Annotated in this window: 22 protein-coding genes and 1 pseudogene; 13 read left to right on the top strand and 10 right to left on the bottom strand. The window is 73.3% G+C overall.

Going from position 1 to position 24,854, the window contains the following annotated elements; all coding sequences use genetic code 11:
* Positions 1-105 precede the first annotated feature (105 nt).
* The 4 genes from IM697_RS19805 (at position 106) to IM697_RS19790 (ending at position 3,898) form a co-directional block, all read left to right on the top strand.
* On the top strand, positions 106-1,098 hold the full coding sequence (locus IM697_RS19805; protein ID WP_194049034.1) for a helix-turn-helix domain-containing protein: 993 nt from the start codon (positions 106-108) through the stop codon (positions 1,096-1,098).
* Positions 1,099-1,222: 124 nt separating this feature from the next.
* A complete protein-coding gene (locus IM697_RS19800) occupies positions 1,223-1,681 on the top strand; it encodes a MarR family winged helix-turn-helix transcriptional regulator (RefSeq protein WP_194049033.1) in 459 nt (152 codons plus the stop codon).
* Positions 1,678-2,871: a CaiB/BaiF CoA transferase family protein gene (locus IM697_RS19795; RefSeq protein WP_194049032.1), complete on the top strand. Its 1,194-nt coding sequence runs from the start codon at positions 1,678-1,680 to the stop codon at positions 2,869-2,871. The genes IM697_RS19800 and IM697_RS19795 overlap by 4 nt, the downstream gene beginning before the upstream one ends.
* Before the next feature lie 151 nt (positions 2,872-3,022).
* On the top strand, positions 3,023-3,898 hold the full coding sequence (locus IM697_RS19790) for a hypothetical protein (protein WP_228044772.1): 876 nt from the start codon (positions 3,023-3,025) through the stop codon (positions 3,896-3,898).
* Between the two features lie 95 nt (positions 3,899-3,993).
* On the opposite strand, the gene IM697_RS19785 is transcribed toward IM697_RS19790, so the two are convergent.
* The 4 genes and pseudogenes from IM697_RS19785 to IM697_RS19770 form a co-directional block, all read right to left on the bottom strand.
* Entirely contained in the window at positions 3,994-4,833 is an 840-nt protein-coding gene (locus tag IM697_RS19785; RefSeq protein WP_194049778.1) for a fructosamine kinase family protein, read from the bottom strand.
* 154 nt (positions 4,834-4,987) lie between these two features.
* Positions 4,988-5,443 (bottom strand): (2Fe-2S)-binding protein, encoded by a 456-nt coding sequence (locus IM697_RS19780; RefSeq protein ID WP_194049031.1) that lies wholly within the window; start codon positions 5,441-5,443, stop codon positions 4,988-4,990.
* Positions 5,444-5,466: 23 nt separating this feature from the next.
* Positions 5,467-7,554, bottom strand: coding sequence for a xanthine dehydrogenase family protein molybdopterin-binding subunit (locus IM697_RS19775; RefSeq protein WP_194049777.1), 2,088 nt, complete (start codon positions 7,552-7,554; stop codon positions 5,467-5,469).
* A 133-nt stretch (positions 7,555-7,687) separates the two neighbouring features.
* Positions 7,688-8,853 (bottom strand): annotated as a pseudogene (locus IM697_RS19770) (FAD-dependent oxidoreductase).
* Between the two features lie 194 nt (positions 8,854-9,047).
* Between IM697_RS19770 and IM697_RS19765 the strand changes: the two are divergent.
* Positions 9,048-9,635: an AMIN-like domain-containing (lipo)protein gene (locus tag IM697_RS19765; protein WP_194049030.1), complete on the top strand. Its 588-nt coding sequence runs from the start codon at positions 9,048-9,050 to the stop codon at positions 9,633-9,635.
* 12 nt (positions 9,636-9,647) lie between these two features.
* Here the strand turns inward: IM697_RS19765 and IM697_RS19760 are convergent, their stop codons facing one another.
* Positions 9,648-11,411, bottom strand: a complete 1,764-nt coding sequence (locus tag IM697_RS19760; RefSeq protein ID WP_194049029.1) for a helix-turn-helix domain-containing protein — start codon at positions 11,409-11,411, stop codon at positions 9,648-9,650.
* A gap of 176 nt (positions 11,412-11,587) precedes the next feature.
* On the opposite strand from IM697_RS19760, the gene IM697_RS19755 reads away from it, so the two are divergent.
* The 5 genes from IM697_RS19755 (at position 11,588) to IM697_RS19735 (ending at position 16,731) form a co-directional block, all read left to right on the top strand.
* Positions 11,588-13,324: an FAD-dependent oxidoreductase gene (locus IM697_RS19755; RefSeq protein ID WP_194049028.1), complete on the top strand. Its 1,737-nt coding sequence runs from the start codon at positions 11,588-11,590 to the stop codon at positions 13,322-13,324.
* A 33-nt stretch (positions 13,325-13,357) separates the two neighbouring features.
* Entirely contained in the window at positions 13,358-14,215 is an 858-nt protein-coding gene (locus tag IM697_RS19750; RefSeq protein ID WP_194049027.1) for an intradiol ring-cleavage dioxygenase, read from the top strand.
* Complete coding sequence (locus IM697_RS19745) at positions 14,212-15,294, top strand: maleylacetate reductase (protein ID WP_194049026.1); 1,083 nt, start codon at positions 14,212-14,214, stop codon at positions 15,292-15,294. Before IM697_RS19750 ends, IM697_RS19745 begins: the two co-directional genes overlap by 4 nt.
* Positions 15,295-15,357: 63 nt before the next feature.
* Positions 15,358-16,260, top strand: coding sequence for a YceI family protein (locus IM697_RS19740; RefSeq protein WP_194049776.1), 903 nt, complete (start codon positions 15,358-15,360; stop codon positions 16,258-16,260).
* A gap of 87 nt (positions 16,261-16,347) precedes the next feature.
* The gene (locus tag IM697_RS19735; protein ID WP_194049025.1) at positions 16,348-16,731 is read left to right on the top strand and encodes a luciferase domain-containing protein; all 384 of its coding nucleotides are present in this window, start codon (positions 16,348-16,350) and stop codon (positions 16,729-16,731) included.
* A 104-nt stretch (positions 16,732-16,835) separates the two neighbouring features.
* Here the strand turns inward: IM697_RS19735 and IM697_RS19730 are convergent, their stop codons facing one another.
* The gene (locus IM697_RS19730) at positions 16,836-17,309 is read right to left on the bottom strand and encodes an SRPBCC domain-containing protein (protein WP_194049024.1); all 474 of its coding nucleotides are present in this window, start codon (positions 17,307-17,309) and stop codon (positions 16,836-16,838) included.
* A gap of 92 nt (positions 17,310-17,401) precedes the next feature.
* On the opposite strand from IM697_RS19730, the gene IM697_RS19725 reads away from it, so the two are divergent.
* Entirely contained in the window at positions 17,402-18,214 is an 813-nt protein-coding gene (locus IM697_RS19725; protein ID WP_194049023.1) for an amidohydrolase family protein, read from the top strand.
* Between the two features lie 16 nt (positions 18,215-18,230).
* Here the strand turns inward: IM697_RS19725 and IM697_RS19720 are convergent, their stop codons facing one another.
* The 3 genes from IM697_RS19720 to IM697_RS19710 form a co-directional block, all read right to left on the bottom strand.
* Positions 18,231-19,559, bottom strand: coding sequence for an enolase C-terminal domain-like protein (locus IM697_RS19720; protein ID WP_194049022.1), 1,329 nt, complete (start codon positions 19,557-19,559; stop codon positions 18,231-18,233).
* 37 nt (positions 19,560-19,596) lie between these two features.
* Positions 19,597-20,934, bottom strand: a complete 1,338-nt coding sequence (locus IM697_RS19715; protein ID WP_194049021.1) for a gluconate:H+ symporter — start codon at positions 20,932-20,934, stop codon at positions 19,597-19,599.
* A 152-nt stretch (positions 20,935-21,086) separates the two neighbouring features.
* Complete coding sequence (locus IM697_RS19710; protein ID WP_194049020.1) at positions 21,087-21,539, bottom strand: TIGR03668 family PPOX class F420-dependent oxidoreductase; 453 nt, start codon at positions 21,537-21,539, stop codon at positions 21,087-21,089.
* 99 nt (positions 21,540-21,638) lie between these two features.
* Here IM697_RS19710 and IM697_RS19705 point away from each other — a divergent pair, with 99 nt between their 5' ends.
* The gene (locus IM697_RS19705) at positions 21,639-22,094 is read left to right on the top strand and encodes an archease (RefSeq protein WP_194049019.1); all 456 of its coding nucleotides are present in this window, start codon (positions 21,639-21,641) and stop codon (positions 22,092-22,094) included.
* Positions 22,095-22,172: 78 nt separating this feature from the next.
* Here IM697_RS19705 and IM697_RS19700 read toward each other — a convergent pair whose 3' ends face one another.
* Entirely contained in the window at positions 22,173-23,585 is a 1,413-nt protein-coding gene (locus IM697_RS19700; protein WP_194049018.1) for an RtcB family protein, read from the bottom strand.
* Positions 23,586-23,717: 132 nt separating this feature from the next.
* Between IM697_RS19700 and IM697_RS19695 the strand changes: the two genes are divergently transcribed.
* Positions 23,718-24,836: a CapA family protein gene (locus IM697_RS19695; RefSeq protein WP_194049017.1), complete on the top strand. Its 1,119-nt coding sequence runs from the start codon at positions 23,718-23,720 to the stop codon at positions 24,834-24,836.
* The last annotated feature ends 18 nt before the right edge of the window (positions 24,837-24,854 follow it).

Here is a 24,854-nt window from a genome sequence, read left to right as displayed (position 1 = left end):
GCGTGGCACGCACCCACACGACGGAGCCCCACCTCCATACGATCCCGCACCCCTCAAGGCCGGCCGCAGGTCCCGGCACTTGACCGCATGCCGCACCATTGGCCTATGAAAGAGCTGGCCGGGCGCCTGACCGCGCTCGATCCGGATGCCGGGGCCGCCGTTCGGGTCATCGCCTACTTCGATCGGCTCGCCGAGTCCCGCGCCGGGCTGGAGGCGCTGGTGCGCGGCGCCGCCGTGCTGGCCGGGGTGCCGGCACGGCTGATGGACGCGGACCGGCGGGTCCATGTGCGGGTCGAGACCGACGGGACGCGCCGGGAGAGCGATCTGCCGCCGGACCCCGCCTGGCCGTCGGCCCCGCTGACGCCGGACGGTGCGCCCGCGCTGTGGCTGGAGCGGGACGGGCAGGCGGAGCCGAGTGTCGTGGACGCGGTGATCCTGGAGCGGGCCGCCGGTGTCATACGGCTCGTGCTGGACCGGACGCGCGGACGGGCCCCGGCCGATGATCCGGCCCTCGTCGAGACCGTCCTCGACGGCACCGCTCCGGAGGCGGCGCGGCTGCACGCGGCGCGCGGGCTGGGCCTCGACCTCGCCGCGCCGGCCCGTGTCCTCGCCCCGCTGGACGGGCGCCCCCGCATCGTGCCCGCCCACCTGGACGCCGAGCCGCCCGTCGGCCGCGTGGGCGTGGGGCCCGCCGTCGCCGTGCTCGACCTGCCGCGCTCCTGGTCCGAGGCCCGCGTCGCCCTCCGGTTCACGGCCGAGGGCACCGCACAGGACCCCGGCCCCGGCGTCGTCCACGCCGACGAGCTGGGCGGCATCGCCCTGCTCGCCGGGCTCGTCGCACCGGGCGCCGAGCCGCCGCCCGACGTACAGGCGCTGGAGTCGGCCGCGGCGGCCGCACCCTGGCTGCTCGCCACGCTGCACGCCGTCGCCTCGACGGTGAGCCTGCGGGCGGCGGCGGCCGAGATCACCGTCCACCACTCCACGCTCCAGGAGCGGCTGACGCACGCCGAACACCTGCTGGGCTGGCCACTGCGCACCCCGCAGGGCCGGTTCAGGCTGGGCCTGGCGCTGACCATGCGGCGACTGACGCGGACGTAGCGGCGCGGGCCGCCACGGAGCCCCCTGGCAGTACTTGCAGGCGCGCTCTACACGCAATCGCCGGAAATTTCACGCATGGCCTATCCTGAGGGATATTCATATCCGGACGGAGGACACAGGCGCCATGACCGCCACGGACCCCGCGCTGACCGCCCTCGCCCAGGGCTGGTGCGCCCTCTCCCTGCTGCACGGCAGGATCGAGACGCACATCGAGCGCGCCCTGCAGTCCCGGCACGACCTGAGCGTGCGCGAGTACTCCCTGCTCGACGTCCTCAGCCGCCAGCACAACGGCGAAGGCGGCCACCTCCAGATGAAACAGGTCGCCGACGCCGTCGTCCTCAGCCAGAGCGCCACCACCCGCCTCGTCACCCGACTCGAGGACCGCGGCCTGCTCTCCCGCTACCTCTGCCCCACCGACCGCCGCGGCATCTACACCGACGTCACCGAAACCGGCCTCAAACTCCTGGAACAGGCACGCCCCACCAACGAGTCCGCACTGCGCGAAGCCCTCGACGAAGCCGCGAAAAACCCCGAACTGGCCCCACTGGTCCACGCCGTCGAAACACTTCGGGCGCCGCTGTGAACGCCCCTCACCTCCCGCTGTCCGGCATCACCGTCGTCAGCGTCGAGCAGGCCGTGGCCGCCCCGTACGCCACCCGGCAGCTCGCCGACCTCGGGGCGCGGGTGATCAAGGTCGAGCGGCCGGGGGACGGGGACTTCGCCCGCCGGTACGACACGACGGTGCACGGACAGTCCAGCTATTTCGTCTGGCTCAACCGGTCGAAGGAATCCCTCACGCTGGATCTGAAGGCCCCCCGGGGTCTGGCGGTCCTGCACCGGCTCCTCGACACCGCCGACGTGTTCGTGCAGAACCTGGCGCCGGGCGCCGCCGACCGTCTCGGCCTGGGCGTCGAGGCGCTCGGCGAGCGATGGCCGCGGCTGATCCCGTGCACGATCTCCGGGTACGGCACGTCCGGGCCGTGGGCCGACCGGAAGTCGTACGACCTGCTGGTGCAGTGCCAGACGGGGCTGGTGTCGCTGACCGGCACCGCCGAGGAGACCGCGCGCGTCGGCATCTCGGTGGCCGACATCGCCGCCGGGATGTACGCGTACAGCGGCGTCCTCACCGCCCTGTACACGCGCGCCACCACGGGCACGGTCCACCCGGTGGAGGTGTCCCTGTTCGAGGCGCTGGCGGAGTGGATGGGCCAGCCCGCCTACTACACCCGCTACGGCGGCACCCAGCCGGCGCGCCTGGGCACCCAGCACCCCACCCTCGCCCCGTACGGCGCCTACCCGGCCGCCGACGGCAAAGAGGTGCTGTTCTCCATCCAGAACGAGCGTGAGTGGGCCGTGCTGTGCGCGGAGTTCCTGCGCCGGCCCGAACTGACCGACGACCCGCGCTTCGCCACGAGCTCCGCGCGGGTGGCCCACCGCGACGAGCTGAACGCCGTCGTCGCCGAGCGCTGCGCCCGCTCCGCCGCCGAGGAGATCCTCAAGGACCTGGAGGCGATCAACATCGCCTGCGCCGGGGTCAACGACGTCGCCGCGTTCCTGGACCACCCGGTCCTGGCCGACCGCGGACGCTGGCGCGAGGTGGCGGTACCCGGCGGGGCGACGGCGCAGGCGCTGCTGCCCCCGGCCGACCTCGCGGGCCTGCCCGCGCGCATGGACCCGGTGCCCGCGGTGGGCGAGCACACCGAGGCGATCCTGACCGAACTCGGCCACAGCGGCGAGGAGATCGAGGCCCTGCGCGCCGACGCCGTCATCTAGCGACGGCTCGGCGTCACCAGGGCGGGGCGAGTGATCCCCCGGCGGCCGCGGCCTTGATCCGACCGAACGCGCCGCACCCTTCGTCCGTCACAGTGTCGGGCGCGCCTGCACCGCCCTGTCCGGCTCTTCGCCGTCCGCTCGGGGGGATCCCATGTCCAGAACCATGCGTACGACCGCTTCACGCACCGTCCGGTTGCTCGCCGCACTCGGGCTGCTCGCCGCCGGATGCGGCACCGGCGCCGCGAGCGAGGACCGGTCCGACCCGGCGCCCGACACCGAGCCCCGCGCCCGCGAGGTCGCCAAGGCCTGGGACGGTTCACCGGCAGCCGAGATCTGGCGCAAGGGCTACTTCCCGATGGCGGACCTGGTGCAACTGCCCGACGACGCCTTCCACAACGATGTCGACAAGGAGGCTTACCTCATGCGGAACTTCGTGCTGCGCGGCGAGCTGCCCGAGACATCCGCGAAGGACGCGAAGGTGACATGGCCGAACGGCGACTCGCTCACGCTGCCGCTCGCGGGGGCTCGGGAGACGTACAAGAGGCTGGACCGCGCCGACTCGCCCGCGCCGCGCCTCACGGTGACCGGGGCGAAGCTGGGCGAGACGACGCTGGCCACCAGCCGCGGCCCGGCGACCGTCCCGGCCTGGCTGTTCACCCTGGAGGGCTACGACACCCCGCTCAAGCGGGTCGCCCTCAGCTCCCCGAAGCACCCCGAGCCGCCCATCGGACCGGCCGACCACCTCAGCGGCGGGCTGTGGGAGCTGAACAGGCTGGTCGAGGTCGCCGCCGACGGCCGGTCCGTCACCGTGCTGGCCCACCACGGGTCATGCGACGACGGTCCCGGCGTGGACGTGCTGGAGACGGACGGCAGCGTGGTGCTGTCCGGCTACCGGGTCGGGGCGAGGGGCGGTATCTGCACGACGGACCTGCGTTCCAAGAAGGTGAAGGTCACGCTGGAACGCCCGCTCGGCGACCGGATCCTGCTGGACGCGTTCACCGGACGCCCGGTGCGTGCCGCCGAGTGAGTCACCGGCCCTGAAGGACCTTCACATCCCAAGGACCGAGGGGCACTTCGGTGGTGTACCGCGCGCCGGACAGCGCGTCGCGTACGGTCCGGGCGTCATCGAGTGCGCGGTAGCGCCCGGGCCGTGGCGAGGGCCTGTTCGGCGTAGCCGCGGCCGAAGAGGACCGCGTGCACCAGGAGCGGGAACAGTTGGTGGAGGCCGATGCGGTCGGTCCAGCCGGCGGCGAGGGGCGCGGCCTCCTGGTAGCCCTCCAGGATCCGGTCCAGGTGGGGGCAGCCGAAGAGGTGGAGCATCGCCAGGTCGGTCTCGCGGTGCCCGCCGTGTGCGGCCGGGTCGATCAGCCAGGCGTGCCCGTCGGCGCCCCACAGGACGTTGCCGTTCCACAGGTCGCCGTGCAGCCGGGCCGGCGGCTCGGCGGGACCGGCCAGTTCGGGGAACCGCTCGCAGGCCCGCTCGATCACGGGCGCCTCGGTGCCGCGCAGCGTGCCGTCGTCGACCGCGCGGCGCAGATACGGCAGCACCCGGTGCTCGGCGTACCAGCGGGGCCAGTCGGGGCCGGTGACGTTGCGCATCGGGGCGAGTCCGATGTAGGCGTCCTGCGGGCCGCCGGGCGGCGCGGCGCCGAACGCGGGGGCGCCGGTGGCGTGCAGGGCGGCGAGGTCGCGGCCGAAGCGGTGGGCCGCCGCCGCGCCGGGCCGGCCGGTCGTCACGCGGTCGGTGACCAGCCACTGCCCGTCGTGGCCGTGCACGTCCGGGACACGGACGGTGCCGGCCTCGGCCAGCCAGCGCAGTCCGGCCGCCTCGGCCTGCGCGGCGCGGTCGCCGTCGCCGCGCTTGACCATCACCACCCGGCCGTCGTCGAGGGTGACTTCGGCGAGCGTGCCGGAGAGCCGACGTTCACCGGTCACCGGACGCCCGGTGAACCGCGCCGCCATGGCGCCCGGGCCCTCAAAGCTGTTGTGCACGGCCTCAGGGTACGGGCGCCTTCCGCGGCCGCGAACCTTTTTCGGTGGCAGCGCGGCCTGTTGTGGCCGGCGGCGGCGAACGTTCCGGACTCGCTGGGGCACCGGGATTTCGCGCCGGCCGCGGTCAGCCGTTGGCGGCGGCCTTCTTGATCGCCTCGCGGATCCGGGAGTAGGTGCCGCAGCGGCAGACGTTCTCGATGCGGTCGATGTCGGCGTCCGTCGGCCGGGGCGTCTTCTTCAGCAGGGCGGCCGTGGCCATGATCTGGCCTGGCTGGCAGAAGCCGCACTGGGCTACGTCGCAGTCGAGCCAGGCCCGTTGCACGGGGTGCAGCCGGTCGCCGTCGGCCAGGCCCTCGATGGTGGTGACCTCACGGTCGGCGCAGTCGGCGACGGGGACGACGCAGGGCTGGATCTCGTCGCCGTCGAGGTGGCTGGTGCAGGCGCGGCAGGCGCCCACACCGCAGCCGTACTTGGGGCCGGTGACGTGCAGCAGGTCGCGCAGTACCCACAGGAGGGGCATGTCGGCGGGGGCCTCGACGGTGACCCGCTTCCCGTTGAGGGTGAAGGTGTAGGAGGGCATGGGGGACCTTCTCTTCGGGTGGCTCAGAAGTTCAGGGGGAAGCGGCGCGGCTTGGTGCCGGTCGCGCGGGCGTAGGCGTTGGCGACGGCTGCGGACGCGGCCGGGACGCCGAGTTCGCCGGCGCCGCCGGGGTCGCGCCGGGAGGGCATGATGTGCGCCTCGAAGCGCAGCGGGGCGTGCCGCTGGCGGGCGTAGTGGAAGTCGGCGAAGCTGCTCTCGCGGACGGCTCCCTTGTCGATGTGCAGGCCGGCCCGTAGCACGGTGGAGATGCCGTCGACGGCGGTGCCCATGAGCTGGGCCTCCAGGCCGCGCGGGTTGACGGCCGTTCCGACATCGGCCGCCATCACCACCTTCGTCACCCGGGGGTTCTTCGGGTCGCCGGCGTCGATCTCGACGAGGCAGGCCACGCAGGAGCCGTACTCCTCGTGGACGGCGACGCCCTGTGCGTGGCCCGGCGGCATGGTCCGGCCCCACTTCCCGGCGGTCGCGACCTTCTCCAGTGCGGCCTTGACGGTCCTGCCGCGCAGGGTCGTACGGCGGAAGGCGACCGGGTCCTCGCCGAGGCTGCGGGCGATCTCGTCCACGACGATCTCCTCGGCGGTGCGCACCGTGCCGGAGTCCACCGAGCGCCAGGCGCCGAGCGGGATCGCCAGTTCGACGGAGCCCGAGTCGCCGGAGAGGCGGCCGAAGTTGTACAGGCCGCTGTCGCTGGGGAGCGGGGCGGCCGCGGGGGCGCGCGAGCCGCCCTGGGTGGACAGGCCCCGCTCCCCGGAGGACTCGTTGACCGAGGCCATGGCGTGGGCGAAGGCCACCACGCGGCCCCGGGCGTGGCTGGCCCGGATGCGGTGGTGGGTGGCCGGGCGCATTCTGCCGTGCCGGATGTCGTCGGACCGGCTCCACATCAGCTTCACCGGCCGGCGCGCCTTCTTGGAGATGACGGCGGCCTCGATCGCGGCGTCGTAGGTCAGTCGCCGCCCGAACGAGCCGCCGCCGCGGATCACATGGACCCGCACCTTCGACACCGGCACTCCGACCGCCGCGGCGATGTCCTCCCTGGCCGACTGCGGGGTCTGGGAGGAGAACCAGATCTCGGCCCGCCCCGCCGTCACGTCCGCCACGGCGGTGAGGACCTCCATCGGGGCGTGGCTGACGAAGGCGAACTCGAACTCGGCCTCGGTCTGCGCCGATCCGCGCGGCGGTGTCCCCAGCTTCGGTACGGCGGCGCGCAGCCGGGAGCGGATCTGGGCGTCGGAGAGGTTCGCCAGCGGCCCCGGCGCCCACGTGACGCGCAGGGCGTCGCGGGCCTGGAAGGCGTGGTGGAAGGTCTCCGCCACCACGGCGACCCCGCCGTCGAACCGCACGACCGCGTGGACCCCGGGCATGGCGCGGGCGGCCGCGGAGTCGACCGAGACGACCTTGCCGCCCAGCGTCGGCGGCCGGGCCACCACCGTCGGCTTCGCTCCGGCCGCCGTGAGGTCGCCGGTGTACCTGGCCTTGCCGGTGACGATGTCGTGGGCGTCGATGCGGGTCGTGGGCCGTCCGATCACCCGGTGCTTCGACGCCGGTTTGGGCGCGGTCGACACGGCGGGTCTGGTGATCCGGGCGGCGCTTCTGGTGAGCGATCCGAAGGTGGCCGAGCGGCCGTCGGGGCCGTAGACGCGGGTGCCCCGGGTGCGCAGGGTGCGCGCGGGGACGTGCCAGCGGCGGGCGGCCGCGGTCACCAGCTTGGCGCGGGCGGTGGCGGCCAGTTGGCGGGCAGGTCCGTACAGCGAACTGACCGAGTTGGAGCCGCCGGTGAACTGGTTGCCCTCGCTGCGGGCGTCCGCGAGCGGGATCGCGACGTCGGCGAGCCGGGCGTCCAGCTCCTCGGCGATCATCATCGCGACGGCGGTGGTGACGCCCTGGCCGACCTCGACGCGCGGCAGCCGTACGACGACCTTGTTGGCCGGGGTGACCTCCAGCACCAGCATCTCGCCGTCGGTGCCGGTGACCAGGACGTCGGAGGCGCGGCGTGCACCGTCCGCGCCTTCCTCGGCGCCCTCGGCGGTGGAGCCGTCGCAGCCGAGCGGTGCCGCGACGGTGAGGGTGGTCGCCGCGAGTGAGTAGACCACGAACTGTCGACGGGACAACTGACGGGCCAACACGCCCTCCTCTCCGCGAACCCGGGGTGGTTCGACCTCTATGAGGGGCCTGCGCACGTCAGGGTTGCGCCGGTTGGCAGCACCATCGATTCGGGGCGTCGCGCTACGAGGCGGGCGGCCGGAGGTCGGTGCTCCAGGCGAGCTGCCGTATGAGCTCCTCGTCGCCCCGCCGGTTCGCCCCGGCGGGTCGGGCTCCGGGGCCCGACGGGGTGTGGGTGCCACGGGAGATGTTGCCGCTGACGGTGATGTTGTTCTCCACGCGGGGGCGGCGCAGTGTCTCGTACAGGGAGAGCGCGGCGTCGGTGTCCGGGGCGTCCCGCAGGGACTTGGCGAGGACGACGGCGTCCTCCAGCGCCATCGACGCGCCCTGCCCGGTGGCGGGGGACGCCGCGTGGGCCGCGTCGCCGATGACCAGGGTGCGGCCGGAGAGCCAGGGCGTCCCGGTGGGGAGTTCGGTGGCGTTGGTGACCATGAGGTCGTCGGCGGTGGCCTCGACGAGGTCCGCGGCGGGGGTGGCGTCCTTGCGGAGTCGCGGCAGCAGCAGCTCGCGCCAGCGGGCCGGGGTGCCGTGTTCGATGTCGGCCTCGGCCAGGGGCTCGTCGGCGACGCGCGCGAACCAGTGGGCCTCTCCCTCGGGCGACATCGCGTACCCGAAGGAGACCGAGCTGCCGCGCACCATGGTGATGGTCTCGGCCGGGCCCGCCTCGGGGGCGTCGCGCGTGTAGCCGTAGAGGACGTGCTGTCCGGCGTAGACCGGCCGCGTGTCGGGGGCGGTGAGCCGGCGGACGGTGGAGTTCAGGCCGTCGGCGCCGATGAGCAGGTCGCCGGTGGCCGTGGTGCCGTCGGCGAAGTGGGCGGTGACGCCGTCAGCGCTGTCCTCGACCGCGACGAGGCGCATGCCGTGCCGGATGTCGATGCCTCTGCGGGTGACCTCGGCCTGCAGGGCGGAGTTGAGGTCGCCGCGCCGCACGCACCGGTACCGCAGCCGCGGCGTACCGGCCTCGCCGAGCGGCACTCGCGCCGTTTCGGCGCGGTGTCGTCCAGGACGCGCATCGCGGTCAGCGGGAAGCCGATGGCGGTGACCGCCGCCGAGGCGTCCACCTCCGCCAGGGCGCGCATGCCGTTGCTCGCCAGCGTGAGGAACGCGCCGATGTCCGCGGCGGAGTCGGGATGCGCCTCGTACACGGCGACGTCGAATCCGGCCTTGTGCAGGGCCAGAGCCGCGCCCGTGCCGGCGATTCCGCCCCCTACGACCGTCAACCGCGTCACATCGCCCCCTCGATCCGCCCGCGACCGCCGTGCGCAACGGCCGTCCTTCGTGGAACGTCCCAGGTCCGCCCAGGGTTCCCGGGCGAGCAGCCGATCGCCGTCGGTCCGGATTGCGAAGTTCCGCGACAGTGCAACCATTCGACCAAGGCGGGAGTCTCCCCTAATATCAGGCACATCACCTCCCGGGGGACACAATGGGACGAAACACAAGCACATGGGCGGCGACCACCGCACTCATGGTCGCCACCTTGGGTGTGGCGGTGGTCCCGGCCGAGGCCACCACGACCACCGCCACCACCCAGACCACGGCCTGCCCCACCGGCTGGGGCAGCACGGCCGAGACCCGCTCCGGCGCGACGACGAAGTCGGTCACGAACATCAGGGCCGGCCGGCACGCCTGCTTCGACCGCATGGTCGTCGACGTCCCCGGCGCGGGCACCAGCGGACTCGGCTATTCCGTCCGCTACGTCAGCCGCCTGTACCAGGACGGCTCGGGCCGGCCGATCTCCGTCGGCGGCGGAGCCGTCATCGAGGTACGCGTGGCCGCCCCCGCGTACGACCCCGCCACCGGAAAGCCGACCTATCCCGCGACGGCCGGTCAGCGTCTGACGGGCGTCGATCTCACGGGGTACCGCACGTTCCGGGACGCCCGGTTCGTCGGCAGCTTCGAGGGCGACACACAGATCGGGCTCGGTGTCCGCGCGCGGCTGCCGTTCCGGGTGTGGGTCGCGACCGATCGCGTCGTCGTCGATGTGGCGCACAACTGGACCGGGGCACGCTGACGACCTCCGAGGTCAGGGCCTCGGCCCAGTGAGGGCGTCGCGCCCCTGGTACTCCCGCAGCTTGCGGTAGAGGGTGGCGCGGCCGATCCCCAACGCCGCCGCGGCGCGCGCCTTGTTGCCGCCGTGGCGGCGCAACGCCTCCAGGATCGCGGCGCGTTCGGCCAGCTCCATCGGGCTGAGGCTCCGTCCCGCGGGTCCTTCCCGGACGGGATCGGGCAGTTCACCGCGCCGCACCGGCCCGAAGACCCGCCGCTGGCTCGCCAGCGCCCGTATGAGGTGGGCGAGTTCGGTGACGTTGCCGGGCCAGGGATGCTGCTCCAGCGCCCGCAGCGCGTCCAGCGTCCAGGTCAGCGGCGGGCTGCCGGGAGCGGGCCGGGGCGTGAGGGCGGGGAGCAACTCCCGGATGTCCTCGGGGCGTTCCCGCAGCGCGGGCACGGTCACCGAACGGGCCGCGAGGGTGTCGAGGAGACGCTGGAGGCAGGGGCCCGGTGAGGTTCCTGGCGTGTAGGTGGCGACCAGGCGGGCGTCCGGGTGCTCGTCGAGGAGGGAGTTGAGGGCGGCTACGTCCGGCTGGGCCAGCCGTTCGGCGTGCCGCAGCAGCAGGGGGCGGTCGCCGGCCCGCGCCCGGCCTTCGGCCCCCGTCTCGCCGCGCTCTCCGGCCTTGAGGCCGAGGTCGGGTGACTCCGCGGCGTCCAGGACCAGCGGGGCGGTGCCGTCGAGCAGTTCGAGGGCGAGGGCGGTCTTGCCCGTGCCCCGCTCGCCCGTCACCAGCACGGGACCGGCCGTACGGAACAGCGCCGTCGCCCGCGCGACCGCGTGCCGCCACGGCACCGAGCCGCCGGCCAGGGCACCCGCCGGGCGCGGCGGCGCCGCCACCGGCTCGTCGGGACGGGGCGCGAGCACGGCGACCAGGCCGAGGGCGCGGCCCTCGTGCCGTACCGGGGTGATCTCGACGGTGCACCCGGCGTCCTCGGGAAGCGGGATGTCGTACGACGCACGGGTGCCCCTCCCCCACGCCCGGGCGCCGCGCTCCAGCGCCTCCAGTACCTGTGGCGAGGCGAGGCGTGCCGCGGCCTCGCTGATCAGGCGGTTACGGCCGTCCAGAGCGACGACCGCCCGTGCGCGTCCCCGTGCGGCGCGCTCGTAGGCGTCGAGCAAGGCCCGTTCCGCGGTACGCGCGCGTGCCCGCAGTTCCGCCTCCACCGCCGCGGCGGCCGCCTCGGCGAGGGCGGCGCCCGGATGCGGCCGGCAGCCCGCGCCCAGGCCGGCGGCCACGGTCACCGTGCCGAGCACCTGCTCCGTCTCCGGGCAGAGCAGGGGCACGCTGACCGCGGAGACGTCCTGCCAGACGTCGAGGAAGTGCTCGGGGCCGTGGACCTCGGCGCGGCGCCGGGTGCGCAGGGCGAGCGCGGCGCTGTTGTGGCCGACCTCCCGCTCGGACAGGTCGCGGCAGGTGTCGTCGCCGGGGGCGCTGCCGGTGGACCACAGCACCTGGAGCCGCTCGTCGGTGAGCACGAGCGCCGAGCGCCCGGCGTCGAGGGCCGGGGCGATACGGGCGAGCACGGGGCGCGCCGCCTCCAGCAGGGGCGAGTCGGCCGGGTGGGCCGACTCCCGTACCGGACCGTCGAGATCGGGCCGTACACCGAAGAACCGGGCGCGCCGCCAGGCGGCGACCACGTCCTCCGGTACACCGTCCGGGAGGGGACGCCCCGTCAGGAACCTTTCGCGGGCATGACGGAGCGGGGCGAGGGCAGGAAGCTGTTCGGCGGTGCTCATGGCGTCCTCCACCGTATCGGTGGTCTCGCGCGCGGGGCGACGGCGGGTTGTCTCGTATCGGGCTGTCTCGTATGGAGCTGTCTCGTATTGAGACACCCACGGCGGGCCGCTCCGCTCCATGATCTTGGAAGTCGAGGTCTGCTGTCATCCCTGTCTCATTCCTGGAGCGTTCTGTCGTGCACACCGTCGAGACCGATGTACTGATCGTGGGCAGCGGCCCGGCGGGCGCGTCGGCCGCGCTCGCCCTGAGCACCTACGGCGTGCGCAACATGGTCGTCACCCGGTACGCCAGCCTCGCCGACACGCCCCGCGCGCACATCACCAACCAGCGCACCATGGAAGTGCTGCGCGATCTGGGCGTCGAGCAGGACGTCATCGCCAAGGCGACGCCGCAGCATCTGATGGGCGACACGACCTTCTGCACCAGCCTGGCCGGCGAGGAGCTGGGCCGGGTCCGCTCCTGGGGCAACGACCCGCTCGTGCAGGCCGCGCACGAACTGGCCAGTCCGACCCGCATGTGCGACATGCCGCAGCACCTGATGGAGCCTGTGCTGGTGGACGCGGCGATCGCGCGCGGCACCGACTTCCGGTTCAGCACGGTCTACCGGTCCTTCGAACAGGACGCGGGCGGCGTCACGGTCACCGTCGAGGACCGGCTGCGCGGCGATGCCTACACCATCCGCGCCAAGTACCTGATCGGCGCCGACGGCGGCCGTTCCCAGGTCGCCGAGGACGCCGGGCTGCCGATGGGCGGCCAGATGGGCGTCGCGGGCAGCGTCAACATCGTCTTCGACGCGGACCTGAGCAGGTACACCGCGCACCGCCCTTCCACCCTCTACTGGGTACTCGCGCCGGGCGCCACGGTCGGCGGCATCGGCGCGGGCCTGGTGCGCTGTGTGCGGCCCTGGAACGAGTGGCTGATCGTGTGGGGCTACGACGTGACGGCGGGCGCCCCCGACCTCACCGAGGAGTACGCCCTGTCCGTCGTACGGCAGTTGGTCGGCGACGACGAGATACCGGTGACCATCAAGTCGTCGTCGGCGTGGACGGTGAACGAGATGTACGCCGAGACGTATGCCAACGGGCGGGTGTTCTGCGCCGGTGACGCCGTGCACCGCCACCCGCCGTCCAACGGGCTCGGCTCCAACACCTCCATCCAGGACTCCCACAACCTGGCCTGGAAGCTGAAGCTCGTCCTGGACGGCGTCGCCTCGCCGAAGCTCCTCGACACCTACGACGCCGAGCGGGCTCCGGTCGGCAAGCAGATCGTGACCCGCGCCAACAAGTCCATCGCCGAGACCGCCCCCATATTCGAGGCGCTCGACGGGCTCTCCCCGCAGACGCCCGAGCAGCTCTGGGCCAACATCGCCGCCCGCAAGGACGCCACCGAGGCCGCCGCCAAGCAGCGGGCCGCGCTGCGCGAGGCGATCGCCTTCAAGGTGTACGAGTTCAACGCGCACGGCGTCGACCTCAACCAGCGCTACACCTCCGCCGCGGTCGTCCCCGACGGCACGCCGGATCCCGGTTTCACCCGCGACCCCGAGCTGTACCACCAGCCCAGCTCCCGCCCCGGCGCCAAGCTCCCGCACGCCTGGCTCACCCGCGGCACCCGCACCCTGTCCACCCTCGACACCGTCGGCAAGGGCCGCTTCACGCTGCTCACCGGCATCGGCGGCGAGGCGTGGCTGCGGGCCGCCGAGGCACAGCCCCTCGACATCGCGACGGTGGTGGTCGGACCGGGCCAGGAGTACGAGGACCCGTACGGCGACTGGGCGCGGCTCAGCGAGATCTCCGACGCCGGCGTGCTCCTCGTACGCCCCGACGGGTATGTGGCCTTCCGGCACGCGGGCGGGTCCGAGGACGCCGAACGGCTGCTCACGGACGCACTGCGGCGGATTCTCGGGCACGGTTGAGATGAGCGGGCAGCAGGACGGGAAGGAGCCGACATGACCGGCGAGCCGACGGTCACCGACGAGGTCGTCGCCAGCCTGCGGGACACGGCCGATCCGCGGCTGCGGGAGCTGCTCACCGGGCTGGTGCGGCATCTGCACGCCTTCGCGCGAGAGACACGGCTGACGCAGGAGGAGTGGGAGCGGGCGATCGGGTTCCTGACCGCGACCGGGCGGATGTGCACGGACACCCGGCAGGAGTTCATCCTGCTGTCGGACGTGCTCGGCCTGTCGATGCTGGTGGAGACGATCAACGACCGCCACGGCCCCGGCACCACCGAGTCGACCGTCCTCGGCCCGTTCCACATGACGAAGTCGCCGGTGCGCGAGCTCGGCGCGAACATCGACCTGGTGGGCGGCGGCGAGCCGTGCGTGGTGAGCGGGCGGGTGCGGTCCCGGGACGGCGACCCGCTGCCCGGCGCGGTCGTCGACGTGTGGCAGGCCGACGGCAACGGCTTCTACGACGTGCAGCGGCCGGACGTGCAGCCCCCGGGCAACGGGCGCGGCCTGTTCACCGCGGACGGCGAGGGACGGTTCTGGTTCCGGACATGCGTGCCGAGCCCGTATCCGATCCCGACGGACGGCCCGGTCGGCGGGCTGCTGCGGGCCACCGGACGGCATCCCTACCGGCCCGCGCACATCCACTTCATCGCCACGGCCGCCGGGCACACCCCGGTGACCACGCACATCTTCGTGGCGGGGAGCGACTACCTGGGCTCGGACGCGGTGTTCGCCGTCAAGCCGGGCCTGGTCACCGACTTCGCGCCGGTCGACGACCCGTCGGCGGCACGGGAGCACGGCGTGCCGAACCCCTTCCGGCACGCCCGCTTCGACCTCGTGCTGGAGCCGTCGTGACGGACGCCCTCGACTTCTCCTACGAGAGCCGGCCCGTGCGGGTCGTGTTCCGGGCCGGGGCGGCGGTGTCCGCGACGCCGGGGGAAGTGGCGCGGCTGGGGCTGCGGCGGGTGCTGGTGGTGTGCGGGGCGCGGGGTGCGCAGACCGCGCGGGCGGTCGCCGACGCGCTCGGGCCGGTCTGCGTCGGGGTGCACGACCGGGCCCGGATGCATGTTCCGGCCGAGGTCGCCGACGTGGCCGTGCAGGCGGCTCGCGCGGCCGGCGCCGACGGGTGCGTGGCCGTGGGCGGCGGCTCGTCGATCGGGCTGGGCAAGGCGGTCGCGCTGCGCACCGGGCTGCCGCTGGTCGCCGTGCCGTCCACGTACTCCGGCTCGGAGATGACCCCGGTGTGGGGCCTGACGGAGCACGGCGTCAAGCGCACCGGCCGCGATGCGAAGGTGCTGCCCCGCAGCGTGGTCTACGACCCCGAGCTCACCCTCTCCCTGCCCGTGCCGCTCTCCGTGACCAGCGGCATCAACGCCGTCGCGCACGCCGTCGAGGCCCTGTACGCCCCCGACACCTCGCCTCTGGTCGCGCTGATGGCCGAGGAGGGCGTACGGGCGATGGCGGGGGCGCTCCCGGCGGTGGCGGGCGAACCGGAGTCGACGCAGGCCCGCGGGCGTGCCCTGTACGGGGCCTGGCTGTGCGGGTCGTGTCTGGGTGCCACCACGATGGGCCTGCACCACAAACTGTGCCATGTCCTGGGCGGCACCTTCTCGTTGCCGCACGCCGAGACGCACACGGTGGTGCTGCCGTACGCCCTGGCCCACAACGCGTCCGCAGCCCCGGACGCGACCGCCGCCATGGCCCGCGCCCTGGACGCGAGCGACGCCCCGACGGCCCTGTGGGACCTGGCCGGACGCCTCGGCGCGCCCCGCACCCTGGCCGAACTGGGCCTCGCCGAGGCCGACCTGGCGACGGCCGCCGCGCAGACCGCGGGCCAGGCGTACGCCAACCCCCGCCCGGTCACGGTCGACGGCGTGCTCGCCCTGCTGCGGGCGGCGTACGAGGGCGCGCCGCCGGCCACGCTCGCCCACTGACCCGAACCGAACTCGCCCCCCACGCTCATGGATCCCCTCATGCCTGGAAGAAAGGTGATCAGCATGCGCCTCGGTCTGCTCAGGAGTCGACGCTCCCGAGGAGCGCCGGGTGTCCCGTTCCCCGTGCCTCCCGGTGCGGGCGTCGTGGGGCGCGAGGTCGTCGATCCGGTCGGGCTGCCGATGCGCGGCGCCGAGGTGACGGTGACCGCGCTGGACTCGCACGAGGTCGTGGCGTCCGGTACGACGGACCCGTACGGCCTGTTCTTCGCCGCGCTGCCCCCGGGCCACTACAGCCTCATGGTCACCGCCGAGGGCCTGACCCCGCACCGCGAGCCCCTGGACGTCGTCGCCGGTCCGCCGCAGCCCGCCGTGCGGGTGCAGCTGGCGTCGGCCCGGCAGCTCGAGCTCCCGATGCCCGGCACCTGGATGTTCGACCCGCCGCACACGGCGATCCGGTTCATCGCGAAGCACGTCGGCATGGCCCATGTGCACGGCCGCTTCGAGCGGTTCACCGGCGGCATCCGGGTGGCGCCCGACATGGCCGCGTCCCAGGTGTCGGTGCGTATCGACGCGGCCAGCATCACGACGGGCAACAACACCCGGGACAACCATCTGCGTTCGGCCGACTTCCTGGACGTCGAGCGCTACCCGTACATCGACTTCGCCAGCACCCGCTTCGCCTACCGGGGCGGTGCCAAGTGGACCCTGCACGGCTCGCTGACCATGCACGGCGTGAGCCGCTCGGTGGAGCTGGACACCACCTACCTGGGGTCGGTCAACGGCGGCTACGGCGCGGAGCTGCGGTGCGCTGCGCTGGCCAGGGCGGAGCTGCACCGGGAGGACTTCACCCTGAACTGGCGCTCCATGCTGGCCCGCGGCATCGCGGTGGTCGGGCCCACGGTCCAGCTCGAGCTGGACGTTCAGGCGATGTACCGCACGCACGACACTCCGACGCCTCCCGACTAGGTGACGATGGCCGAGAGGTACCTCACGCACCGGTTACGAATTGCTCAACCTCTGGTTGCGGCGCGGTGATCGGGTGACTATGGGTACATGACACTGGCCCAGCGCGCCATGGAACAACTGCAGGCCTGGCCCGACCTCACCTCGGGCCCGGCCAGTTGCGGCGCAGGGCGGGCACTGCGCTCCGTCCACAGCGAGATCGTGCACTTCCACTCCGACCGGGATGTGGACCTGCATCTGACGGTGGCGGCCATCGGGCGGTTTCACGACGATCTCCAGGGGTCGACGGCGATCCGACTGGTCCCCGGCTCGGGCTGGGTGACCGTGCACCTCGACTGCGACACGGACGTCGATCTGCTGATGAGCCTGGTCAGCGCCGCACTCAAGGCCCATCAGACCCTGCCCGCCCGGCCCGGGCGACCTGCAGGGGGCGACTGCAACTTCCACCGCGTGACCGTGCTGCCGCGCGGCTAGGGCCGGCCGGCGCTCAGCTTCCGGGACGTACGCGTCCTCGGTGCAGAAGTCCATCACGCGCTCCACGCCGGCCCGGCCCGGGCAAAGATCACGTGAGTGTGGGGTCAGTTCGCCGGTGGCGTCCCCTCGACGAGGCGGGCCAGGTTGGCCAGGGCCATGCGGGTGCCGGTCTCGTTGTCCGCGGCGGGGACGGCGTCGGGGATGCCCTCGTGCGCGATCACGACGTCCGTGCCGCCGTCGGCGGCGGCGGTGAGGGTGGTGGTCATCGTCATCGTGCCGCGCAGGGCGGGGTCGTCGGTCTCGAACTCGACCTCCTCGACCACCAGTTCGTCCGGCACGAGCCGTACGAAGCGGCCGTGGTAGGTGTCGGTGTGCGCGGCCGACTTGCCGGTGCCGGTCGGCAGGTCATAGGTGAGCGAGACCCGGAACGCCCCGCCTTCACGCCCCTCGAACGCGTGCACGTGCCCGGTCATCCCGTCCGGCACCCGCCACCGTTGCACCGCGTCCGCGTCCAGCAGCGCCCGGTAGACGGCCGTGCGCGAGGCGTTCACATGCCGGGAGACCCGCGTCGAGTACATGGCGTCCACCATAGGTCGCGGGAGAGTGTGGGAGGTGAATGCCGACATGCCGACATCCCGCCATCCCGACCCCTCCGGAGAGGCCGTAGTCCATGCCCGTGATCGACGCCTGGATGCAGCACCCCACGCCGCGCCACGCCAACCACGAGATGTTCGAGTCGCTGCGCCGGTGGACCGGCATGGAGCGGTCCGACGAGCCGCTGCCCGTCGAGGTCACGGTGGCGGCGCTGGAGGACGCCGACGTGGAGGTGGGCCTCGCGGCCGCCTGGTACGGGCCGCAGGGTCCGCTGATCGACAACGACGAGGTGGCCGCTTTCGTCGCGCAGGCCGACGGGCGGCTGCGCGGGGTGGCGGGGGCCGATCTCGCCCGGCCCATGGCCACGGTGCGGGAACTGCGGCGTGCCGTCGAGGAGTTGGGCTTCGTGGCGCTGCGCGTCGTCCCGTGGCTGTGGGGGCTGCCGCCCACCGACCGGCTGTACTACCCGCTGTACGCGGCCTGTGTGGACCTCGGTGTGCCGTTCTGCACCCAGGTCGGGCACACCGGCCCGCTGCGGCCGTCGGAGACGGGGCGGCCCATCCCGTACGTCGACCAGGTGGCGCTGGACTTCCCCGAGCTGACGATCGTGTGCGGGCACATCGGCTATCCGTGGACCACGGAGATGATCGCGGTCGCCGACAAGCACGAGAACGTCTTCGTCGACACCAGCGCCTACACCGTCCGCCGCTATCCGCCGGAACTGGTGGAGTATCTGCGCGGCCGGGGCCGGCACAAGGTGCTGTTCGGCTCCAACTACCCCATGATCACGCCGGGTCGGGCCCTGGAGCACCTGGACGACCTGAAGCTGGACGAGGAGACGCGGGAGCTGTTCCTGCACGGGAACGCCCGCCGCGTCTTCGCCCTCTGACGGAGCGTCGGCGGGTTCAGCGCACGAGGCAGGGCCGCTTGGCGTCGAAGGTCCACCCCTCGATCAGGTACCGCATGCCGACGGCGTCGTCCCGGCCGGACAGGGCCTTCTCCCGGTACAGCTCGTGTGCCGCGAGGAGCCGGTCCCTGTCCAGGCCGACGCCCAGGCCGGGCGTGTCCGGTACGGCGACCTCGCCGCCGGTGATCCTCGGCGGGTCGACGGTGAGCCGCTCCAGGCCCTCCTGCCAGATCCAGTGGGTGTCCAGGGCGTTGTACTCGCCGGGCGCGGCGGCTCCGCAGTGGGCCATCATCGCCAGGGAGATGTCGAAGTGGTTGTTGGAGTGGCAGCCCCAGGTCAGGCCCATCGCGTTGCAGAGCTGGGCGACGCGCACCGAGCCCCGCATGGTCCAGAAGTGCGGGTCGGCCAGCGGGATGGACACCGACTGCAGGGCCAGGGCGTGGGTCAGCTGGCGCCAGTCCGTGGCGATCATGTTGGTCGCCGTGGGCAGGCCGGTGGCCCGGCGGAACTCCGCGAGGATCTCACGGCCGGAGTAGCCGTCCTCCGCCCCGCAGGGGTCCTCGGCGTAGGCGAGGGTGCCGAGGAGGGGGCGGCACAGTTCGACGGCCTCGCGCAGGGACCAGGCGCCGTTGGGGTCGAGGGTGATCCGCGCCTCGGGGAAGCGGTCCTTGAGCGCCCGTACGGCCTTGACCTCCTCCGGGCCGGGCAGGACGCCGCCCTTGAGCTTGAAGTCGCGGAATCCGTAGTGGTCGTAGGTGGCCTCGGCCTGGCGGACGATCGCCTCGGGGGTGAGCGCCTGCTCGTGCCGGACGCGGTACCAGTCGACGGGTGCGTCGGGGGCGCGGATGTAGTCCAGGTCGGTGCGGTCCGGGTCGCCGACGTAGAAGAGGTAGCCGAGCACCCGTACGGCGTCGCGCTGCTTGCCGTCGCCCAGGAGGCCCGCGACGGGGACCTCCAGGTGCTGCCCGAGCAGGTCGAGGAGGGCGGACTCGACGGCGGTGACCGCGTGCACCGTGGTCCGCAGGTCGAAGGTCTGCGCGCCGCGCCCGCCCGCGTCACGGTCGGCGAACCTCGCCCCGATCGCGCGCAGGACGTTGTTGTGGTCGCCCAAGCGGGCGCCGACGACGAGGGATTCGGCGTCGCGCAGGGTGCGGGTGATCTTCTCCCCGCCGGGCACCTCGCCCAGGCCCGTGCGGCCCTCGGAGTCCTCCAGTACGACGACGTTGCGGGTGAAGTAAGGGGCGTGCGCCCCGGAGAGGTTGAGGAGCATCGAGTCGCGGCCGGCGACCGGATACACGGAGAAGCGGGTGACGATGGGCTGGCTCATGGCGGGCGGTGCCGTTCTCGTGAGGGCGGGCGGTGGGTCAGACCTTGAGGGCGTCGAGGACCTGTTCCAGGACCAGTACGCCGCCGAGGCCGAGGATCGCGAGCACCGTGGTGTAGGTGGTGCGTGCCTTGATGGCGTCGAGGACGGACAGGTTGAAGTACTCCTTGAACATCCAGAATCCCGGGTCGTTGACGTGGGAGAAGGCGATCGAGCCGCAGGAGACGGCGAGCACCATCACCTCGGGGTGGACGCCGCTGCCCGCGAGCAGGGGCAGTGCCACGCCGGAGGCGGTGACGACGGCGACGGTCGCGGAGCCGAGGGCGATGCGCAGGATGGCCGCGATCAGCCAGGCCAGGACGATCGGGGAGATCGACCAGCCGTCGGTGACGTCCTTGATGTAGTCGGAGATCCCGCCCTCGACGAGGACGTTCTTGAAGGCGCCGCCCGCGCCGATGACGAGGAGGATCATCGCCATCGCCTGGGCGGCCTCCTTGCAGGAGGCGCTGACCTCGGCCAGGCTGCGGCCGATGCGCGGGCCGAACGCCCAGACCGCCACGAGCAGGGTGAGCAGCAGGGCGATCGGGGCGGAGCCGATGAAGGCCACGAAGTGCATCGGGCCGCCGTCGCCGGCGCCGGCCAGGTCGGCCACCGCCGCACCGGCGATCAGCACCACGGGCAGCAGGGCGACGGACAGCGACCAGCCCATGCCGGGCATCTCGTCGTCCTCGAAGACCCGCTCGCTGACCAGGCCCTTGGGGATGGCGGGGTTCATCGCCCGGACGAAGGGCAGCAGGGGCCACAGCAGGGCGATGGTCGCGCCGATCGGCACGGCGATGAACAGGCCGTAGAACAGGGTCAGTCCGACGGAGGCGTGGAAGGTGGCGGCGACCGCGGTGGGGCCGGGGTGGGGCGGCAGGAAGCTGTGCATGGTGGACAGGGCGATCGACATGGGCAGCCCCACCCACAGCAGGTTCGCCCGGGTGACCCGGACCAGGGTGAACGCGATCGGCACGATGATGACGAAGGCCACCTCGTAGAACATCGTCACGCCGATGAGCATGGCCGTCAGCACCATGGCCACCTGCACCCAGCGCGGCCCGCAGACCTCGAGCAGCCGGCCGGCTATGCGCTGGGCGGCGCCGGAGTCGCCCATCACCCGGCCGACCATGGCACCGAGGCCGATGGTGAGCATGGTGTCGCCGACCTGGTCGCCGATGCCCTCGGCGAGGATGTCCGGGATCTTCTCCATCCCGATGCCCTGGACCAGGCCGACGCCCACCGCCACCAGCAGCAGGGCCGCGAAGCCGTTCAGTTTGAGCCTGGTCATCAGGACGAGCAGGACCAGGACGCTGGTCCCGACCACCACGAGCGGCATATCTCTGTTCTCCTTCGAACGCCGGCCGCCTACGTTCACCCCACTGAATGGGATCCGCACATGAAGACCTCGTCTACATATGAGGACGGAGATTATGTTCGTGGATGGTCAAGGTCAATGGGTCTGCGGCTGTGGACCGCCGCGCCCGCACCTCACTCGTCGTCCGGCACGGCCCGCCAGCCGCTCCAGTGCAGGACGGTGATCACGATCACGGGCCCTTCCGGGGGCTCCTGCCGGTACTGCGGGTACTTCTGCCGCAGCAGCTCCACGGCGTCGGCGTACTCGGCATGCGCGGCCTCGTCCGGCGCCTCGGGCGGCAGGATCCGGGCGCCGCCGTCCGCCCTGACCCACCACAGGCGGTCCCAGTCGTCGTCGTAGGCGTCCACCAGCAGGCAGACGGCCGGGCTGACGGCGATGTTGCGCAGCCGCCTGAGCCGCCGCGACCGCTTCGGCTTGCCGTCCACGGCGGTGACGACCTCGTCGCCGCGCGCCGCGAACACGACCGGCACCAGATGCGGCCGGCCCTCGGGGTCGACCGTCGCCAGCCGTGCGACGGATGCCTCGGTGAACCGCCCGCGCGCCTCGTCCCGCTCCATGTCCGGCATGTCGGCTCCTTCGGTCCCGGCGGTACGCGGTGCCCCGTCTCGGGTACCCCTATCCGTGGAGCACTCCTCGGGGACGACTCGGCGGATCAGGTGGTGCCCATGGTCGGCGACATGGACGACGACATCCAGGCGCGGCGGCGCGGCGAGAGCGGCCACCGGACGGTGCCGCACACCGCCGACGTGCGGATCGAGGCGTGGGGTGTGAGCCGGGAGCGCTGTCTGGTGGAGGCCGCGCTGGGGATGGTGGAGTGCTTCGCCGACATCGCGGCGGTGCGGCCCACCTCGGTGGAGCGGGTGCGGCTCGCCGAGGACAGCGACGAGGGGCTGCTGACCGCGCTCCTCGACGAGGTGGTCCTGCGTCTCGACGTGGACGGCCGGGTGCCGGTCGACCTGGAGGCCGACACCGAGGACGGCGACCTCGACGTGCGGCTCGCCCTCGCCGACCTGGCGGACGTGGAGGTCACCGGCGCCGGCCCGAAGGGCGTCTCCTGGCACGGGCTGCGCATCGGGCCGGGTCCGTACGGGTGGTCGTGCGCGGTGACCGTGGACGTGTGAGGGGTGCGGCGGCCGCGGACCGCAGCCCTTCACCGCCCCCAGCGGCCATCACCCCAGCGGCCTCCACCCCTGGCGGCCTCAGCCCTTCACCACCCCCAGCGGCACCAGCCGGGCCACCGTCCGGCACAGCCCCGCACCCTCACTCGCGGCCACCACCTCGTTCACGTCCTTGTACGCCTCGGGAGTCTCCTCCGCCAGGCCGCGCAACGACCGCGGGCGTACCGCGATGCCCGCCGACTCCAGCCGGGCCCGCAGCTCCCGGCCGCCCACGGCGCGGGCGGCGCGGTGGCGGCTGAGGACCCGGCCGGCGCCGTGGCAGGTGGAGGAGAACGCGTCGCCGCCGGTCACGCCGACCAGGACGTAGGAGGCGGTGCCCATCGTGCCGGGGATCAGCACCGGCTGGCCGGTCGCGCGCAGTTCGTCGGGGAGGTCCGGGTGGCCGGGCGGGAAGGCCCGGGTGGCGCCCTTGCGGTGGACGCAGAGCGTGCGGCGGGCCCCGGCCACCGGGTGGGTCTCGATCTTGGCGAGGTTGTGGGAGACGTCGTACACCAGGGACAGCCGGGTGCCGGCGGCCCTGCGGAAGACCGTGCGGGCCGCGTCGGACAGCAACTGGCGGTTGGCGCGGCCGTAGTTGGCCGCGGCGGCCATGGCGCCGAGGTACCTCTCGCCCTCCGGTGACTCGACCGGCGTGCAGGCCAGTTGGCGGTCCGGGACCTTGATGCCGTAGCGGGCCATCGCGCGGTCCATCAGCCGGACGTGATCGGTGCAGATCTGGTGGCCGAGGCCGCGGGAGCCGCAGTGGATCATCACGCACACCTGGCCGGGGGCGAGCCCGAAGGCGGCGGCGGCCGTCTCGTCGTACACCTCGTCGACGACCTGCACCTCCAGGAAGTGGTTGGCCGAGCCGAGGCTGCCGACCTGGCCGAGGCCGCGCTCGCGCGCCCGCGCGCTGACCTGGTCGACGTCGGCGTCGGCGACCGCCCCGCCGTCCTCGCAGCGCGTCAGGTCGCGCTCCTCGCCGTGCCCCTCCTGGACCGCGTACCGCGACCCGCCGCGCAGGATCCGCTCCAGCTCCCCCGGGCCGGTCAGATGCCACACCCCGCCGGGCCCCGCGCCGCGCGGAATGGCCCGGTCGAGGCCGTCCATCACGGCGGGCAGCGCCGCCCGCAGCCCCTCGCCGTCGGTGTCGGCGGCCAGCAGCCGCACCCCGCAGGAGATGTCGAAGCCGACCCCGCCCGGCGAGACGACCCCGCCCTCGGCCACGTCGGTCGCCGCGACGCCGCCGATGGGGAAGCCGTATCCCCAGTGGATGTCGGGCATGGCGTACGAGGCGCCGACGATGCCGGGCAGCGTGGCCACCGCGGCCACCTGCTCCAGTGACTGCTCGGCGTCCCTGAGCAGGTTCCGGGACGCGAACACCACGCCCGGCACCCGCATCGGGCCGTGCGGGGCGATACGGAAGCGGTGGGGAGCTTCCTGGACCAGTTCCATGACGGCCTCCCGCGCCCGGGCCGACGGAGTCCCACACCCGGCGTCGCAGGTGCGGGGTACCCGCGCGGGGCGTTTCCTACCGGGGCGCCCCCCGGCGTTCCCGGGGCCCGGTGGGGCTCGTACCGTGGAGACATGAGCGGCGACACGGTGACGCTGTTCGTCTGCGGCGACGTGATGCTCGGACGTGGCGTCGACCAGATCCTGGCCCGCCCCGGCGACCCGGAGCTGCGGGAGGGGTACGTCACGGACGCCCGCGCCTACGTGAGCATGGCGGAGTCGGTGAGCGGCCCCATCCCGGCGCCCGTCGACCCGTCCTGGCCGTGGGGCGAGGCGCTACGGCTGCTGGAGTCGAACGGTCCCGACGTCCGGATCGTCAACCTGGAGACGTCCGTGACGCGCAGCGACGCGTTCGAGCCCGGCAAGGCGGTGCACTACCGCATGCACCCGGCCAACCTGCCCGCTCTCACGGTGGCCCGGCCCGACGTGTGCGTGCTGGCCAACAACCATGTGCGGGACTTCGGCCGCGCCGGTCTGCGGGAGACGCTCGACGTGCTGCACGGGGCGGGGCTGCGGACGGCGGGTGCGGGGCGCGGGGCCGAGGAGGCGTACGCGCCCGTGGCGCTGCCGCTCCCCCACGGCGGCCGGATACTCGTCTTCGCCCTCGGCGTCGCCACCAGCGGCATCCCGGCCGACTGGGCGGCGACGGCCGACCTGCCCGGCGTCGCCTATGTACCCGAGCTGTCGCCGGCGACGGCGGCCGCGGCCGTGCGGCGGATACGGCGGGTGAAACGGCCCGGCGACATCGTGGTCGTGTCCGTGCACTGGGGCTCCAACTGGGGCTATGTCGTCCCCCGCGACCAGCGCCGCTTCGCGCACGCCCTGGTGGACGGCGGCGCCGACGTCGTGCACGGCCACTCCTCGCACCACCCGCGCGCCGTCGAGGTGTACCGGGACCGGCTCGTCCTGCACGGCTGCGGCGACTTCATCGACGACTACGAGGGCATCCCGGGGTACGAGCAGTACCGCGACGACCTGCGCATCGCCTACTTCGTCACGCTGGCGTCGGACACCGGCGAGCTGACCGACCTGCGCATGGAGCCCCTGCTGGCCCGCCGGATGCGGCTGGAACCGGCGCCGCGGGAGGACCGCGGCTGGCTGCACACGACCCTCGACCGGATCGGCTACGGCGTCCATGTCGCGCTGGGCCCGGACGGCGCACTCACCCTCAGGAAGCCCGCCCCTTTGGGGTGAGCCTCACTGTTGGGGTGA

The sequence above is a fragment of the Streptomyces ferrugineus genome (assembly GCF_015160855.1).
Taxonomy (GTDB): Bacteria; Actinomycetota; Actinomycetes; order Streptomycetales; family Streptomycetaceae; genus Streptomyces; species Streptomyces ferrugineus.
This window is presented reverse-complemented; position numbering and strand designations above follow the sequence as displayed.

What these genes read in the sequence shown, in the direction of transcription:
- IM697_RS19750 (WP_194049027.1), top strand. Translation starts at nt 13,358, where the DNA reads ATGACCGGCGAGCCGACGGTCACCGACGAGGTCGTCGCCAGCCTGCGG.
- IM697_RS19735 (WP_194049025.1), top strand. Translation starts at nt 16,348, where the DNA reads ATGACACTGGCCCAGCGCGCCATGGAACAACTGCAGGCCTGGCCCGAC.
- IM697_RS19780 (WP_194049031.1), bottom strand. Translation starts at nt 5,443, where the DNA reads ATGCCCTCCTACACCTTCACCCTCAACGGGAAGCGGGTCACCGTCGAG.
- IM697_RS19725 (WP_194049023.1), top strand. Translation starts at nt 17,402, where the DNA reads ATGCCCGTGATCGACGCCTGGATGCAGCACCCCACGCCGCGCCACGCC.
- IM697_RS19785 (WP_194049778.1), bottom strand. Translation starts at nt 4,833, where the DNA reads ATGGCGGCGCGGTTCACCGGGCGTCCGGTGACCGGTGAACGTCGGCTC.
- IM697_RS19760 (WP_194049029.1), bottom strand. Translation starts at nt 11,411, where the DNA reads ATGAGCACCGCCGAACAGCTTCCTGCCCTCGCCCCGCTCCGTCATGCC.
- IM697_RS19720 (WP_194049022.1), bottom strand. Translation starts at nt 19,559, where the DNA reads ATGAGCCAGCCCATCGTCACCCGCTTCTCCGTGTATCCGGTCGCCGGC.
- IM697_RS19740 (WP_194049776.1), top strand. Translation starts at nt 15,358, where the DNA reads ATGCGCCTCGGTCTGCTCAGGAGTCGACGCTCCCGAGGAGCGCCGGGT.
- IM697_RS19695 (WP_194049017.1), top strand. Translation starts at nt 23,718, where the DNA reads ATGAGCGGCGACACGGTGACGCTGTTCGTCTGCGGCGACGTGATGCTC.
- IM697_RS19700 (WP_194049018.1), bottom strand. Translation starts at nt 23,585, where the DNA reads ATGGAACTGGTCCAGGAAGCTCCCCACCGCTTCCGTATCGCCCCGCAC.
- IM697_RS19805 (WP_194049034.1), top strand. Translation starts at nt 106, where the DNA reads ATGAAAGAGCTGGCCGGGCGCCTGACCGCGCTCGATCCGGATGCCGGG.
- IM697_RS19730 (WP_194049024.1), bottom strand. Translation starts at nt 17,309, where the DNA reads ATGTACTCGACGCGGGTCTCCCGGCATGTGAACGCCTCGCGCACGGCC.
- IM697_RS19715 (WP_194049021.1), bottom strand. Translation starts at nt 20,934, where the DNA reads ATGCCGCTCGTGGTGGTCGGGACCAGCGTCCTGGTCCTGCTCGTCCTG.
- IM697_RS19800 (WP_194049033.1), top strand. Translation starts at nt 1,223, where the DNA reads ATGACCGCCACGGACCCCGCGCTGACCGCCCTCGCCCAGGGCTGGTGC.
- IM697_RS19710 (WP_194049020.1), bottom strand. Translation starts at nt 21,539, where the DNA reads ATGCCGGACATGGAGCGGGACGAGGCGCGCGGGCGGTTCACCGAGGCA.
- IM697_RS19765 (WP_194049030.1), top strand. Translation starts at nt 9,048, where the DNA reads ATGGGACGAAACACAAGCACATGGGCGGCGACCACCGCACTCATGGTC.
- IM697_RS19705 (WP_194049019.1), top strand. Translation starts at nt 21,639, where the DNA reads ATGGTCGGCGACATGGACGACGACATCCAGGCGCGGCGGCGCGGCGAG.
- IM697_RS19790 (WP_228044772.1), top strand. Translation starts at nt 3,023, where the DNA reads ATGTCCAGAACCATGCGTACGACCGCTTCACGCACCGTCCGGTTGCTC.